The sequence below is a fragment of the Mesorhizobium sp. M7A.F.Ca.CA.002.15.2.1 genome (genome assembly GCF_003998715.1).
GTDB lineage: Bacteria > Pseudomonadota > Alphaproteobacteria > Rhizobiales > Rhizobiaceae > Mesorhizobium > Mesorhizobium ciceri.
Map to the genome: position 1 here is coordinate 1 of NZ_RZPI01001288.1, position 412 is coordinate 412.

Sequence of the window (412 nt, forward strand, 5' to 3'; positions counted from 1 at the left end):
GCGATTCGGTGCGCGCCATCATGATGATCCGCGCCTACCGCATGCGCGGCCATCTGCACGCCAATCTCGATCCGCTCGGCATCGCCAAGCCGCTCGAGGATTACAACGAGCTGTCGCCGGAAAACTACGGCTTCACCGAAGCCGATTACGACCGGCCGATCTTCCTCGACAATGTGCTGGGGCTTGAATTCGGCAGCATCCGGCAGATGCTGGAAATCCTGACCCGCACCTATTGCTCCACGCTCGGCGTCGAGTTCATGCATATTTCCGACCCTGAGGAAAAGGCCTGGATCCAGGCGCGCATCGAGGGTGCCGACAAGGAGATCACCTTCACCGCCGCCGGCAAGAAGGCGATCCTGCAGAAGCTGGTCGAGGCTGAAGGCTTCGAGCAGTTCATCGACGTCAAGTACCT

1 pseudogene is annotated in these 412 nt (G+C 60.2%); it reads left to right on the plus strand.

From position 1 onward, the window contains the following. A pseudogene (gene sucA / locus ENZ74_RS34185) lies at nt 1-412 on the plus strand (2-oxoglutarate dehydrogenase E1 component); the annotation flags it as partial.